The following is a 2,075-nucleotide window of genomic DNA, read 5'->3' as shown; positions in this document are numbered from 1 at the left end:
TTTTCGTGGGGTACACTAGCCTTTACGCCGAAATTATCATGTATAATATGCCGAATCTGACAATTTAGAGATGGTTACCTTGGATCTTAATGACGAAGAAATAGCAATCAGAGATAGGGCAGTTGTGTTTGCGAAGAAAAACAGGACTAAAATCTGCAGAAGGCTTACTGATAAAACTGTATACCTGCCAGAAGAGTCTCCAGTATCTGTTTTTATGAGTGGCTCTCCAGGTGCAGGGAAAACGGAGTCATCTAAAGAATTAGTAGCTTCAATCACTGATGACCAAACACAAGTTCTTCGCATAGACCCTGATGATTTGCGTGTTGAATTTGAAGATTATGACGGTTCGAATTCTTACTTATTTCAGCGAGCAGTTGTGACTCTCGTTGAACGGGCTATGGATTATATCTTTAAGAATGACCAGAGTTTTTTGTTAGACGGCACATTATCAAGTTATCACGTAGCAGAAAAAAACATTCAAAGATCTTTAGACAAAAATAGAGATGTCCTGATAATATTTGTGTATCAACGACCTGAACTGGCATGGGAATTTGTTAACGCTAGAGAAAAAGTTGAAGGTAGAAAGATTCTTCCGGAACACTTTGTAGAACAATTCTTTGGCTCTCAGTTAGTTATAGAACTACTGAAGGAAAAGTTCGGTAAAAAAATCCAAGTAGATTTGTTGTTGAAAGATAATGATGGTAGCACTAGAACTTATCATAGTAATGTTAGTAGCTTGAAACCTTATCTAAAACCGAATTATACTGTAGAAGAAGTAAACAAAATTGTGGGCATTTAAAAGGTTGATAGGAGACTTTATGTTTAGTTTTAGTAGTAAGAAGGTTGCTTCATCACCATTGTCAAATTTTGTGAAGCGTACATCTTCAAGTGAAAAGAAAAAAGTTTATAAAAAAGTGATCGTAGCAGCTTCAGAGTCCCAGAACTCTACAATTGAGAAAGCCAGAGCTGTTGCATAATCCAATGCGCTCTTAGTTATCAGTTTTAAGCCGATTCAAGCGTACAGACTTGAATCGGCTTTTTTACATCTGTTAGTTTAGCGCATGCAAAAACACAGGCATAACAAACAATTTAAGAGTGATTCCTAACGCTTGGCATTTTTCATTTCATCTTTGAGTCTTGTGTTTACGGTGATATGGTTGGGTTTCGTGGTCGCGTTACTCACACCTTAATTGGGCGTTAGGTTTACGAAGAGAAAAGCGTAATGGTTGGGGAAAAGATTTGTGGATTTCTCTAGCCATTTGTTTACGGATTTCAGCAAGTCAGCTTTTTCTGTCCCAATTCTTTGCAATCTCCAGCCGTGGCGAAAACCAAGGCTCGTGGGTTGCTTCATTGGAAAATGGAGCAGGTTGGTTGAAGGTTTCTCTGGCACAAAGGCGCTTTAGGTTTATTAATTGGCTCAATAAAACAGTTGTTTTAGGTTAGTCGCATTTGTCTGCCAAATTGAGTGAAATACTTGGAAGTGATTCAATGCAATGCATTAATCTAGCGGGATTCTTTGCCAAGTGGGTGAAGATTAAACAGTATAACCTAACAAGAAATTCAAGCCTGACTACCAACGCGTGGCTGAATCGATTCCAAAATGGTTTAGTGATTACGGTGCATTGCTTTCAATGACTTTGTGCGTTGGTAGCAGCTTAATTTGGCGTTAGCTGAGGTTAAGATAAATCATAAAATTCCGTGTTTATTTTTCTTAGTCTGAGGCTCTAGCACTTTTCCATGTATCTCGCCAGTGGCACTGTTCGTGAAGCGCTCGAACTAACCGAAGTCTGTTTACGGGAAGTGGTGTGTTTGTTTATTTCTTTGGTGTGGCTTCTTTGGTTTTGAAGCTCTTTCGCGCCTAAATGGGTTTTGAGCACTTGGTTGTTGGCTTCTTCGAAAGAATTCTTTGTAAATTCAAGTCCTAGAAGCTCGCCAAGTTTTCCTGTTATTTCTTCTTTGCCAAGTGCGTTTCGTGGATTAGGTTTTAGTTTCTAAATTGTCCGTTTTACTTTGTCGTTTGAAACAATAATGTGTTTTAAATTAGGCCGTTGGGTAGTCAATCTCCGGCTAAAGTG

At 38.7% G+C, this 2,075-nt stretch carries 2 protein-coding genes; both read left to right on the top strand.

Translation table 11 applies throughout. The annotated features are described in order from the left end of the window. The first annotated feature begins 70 nt into the window (after nucleotides 1-70). Entirely contained in the window at nucleotides 71-799 is a 729-nt protein-coding gene (locus PL85_RS18130; protein ID WP_115340139.1) for a zeta toxin family protein, read from the top strand. A 19-nt stretch (nucleotides 800-818) separates the two neighbouring features. Beyond that, nucleotides 819-977 carry a hypothetical protein gene (locus PL85_RS18125; protein WP_171360952.1) on the top strand — a complete coding sequence of 53 codons (159 nt, stop codon included), beginning with the start codon at nucleotides 819-821 and terminating at the stop codon, nucleotides 975-977. Nucleotides 978-2,075: the final 1,098 nt, after the last annotated feature.

This window comes from Vibrio anguillarum (genome assembly GCF_001989995.2).
Classification (GTDB): domain Bacteria; phylum Pseudomonadota; class Gammaproteobacteria; order Enterobacterales; family Vibrionaceae; genus Vibrio; species Vibrio anguillarum.
Note: the sequence above shows the minus strand (reverse complement) of the source record. Positions and strands in the feature narration are given on the sequence as shown.

Bases quoted from the DNA above. Each gene is read 5' to 3' on its own strand.
- PL85_RS18130 (WP_115340139.1), top strand. From the start codon at position 71: ATGGTTACCTTGGATCTTAATGACGAAGAAATAGCAATCAGAGATAGG.
- PL85_RS18125 (WP_171360952.1), top strand. From the start codon at position 819: ATGTTTAGTTTTAGTAGTAAGAAGGTTGCTTCATCACCATTGTCAAAT.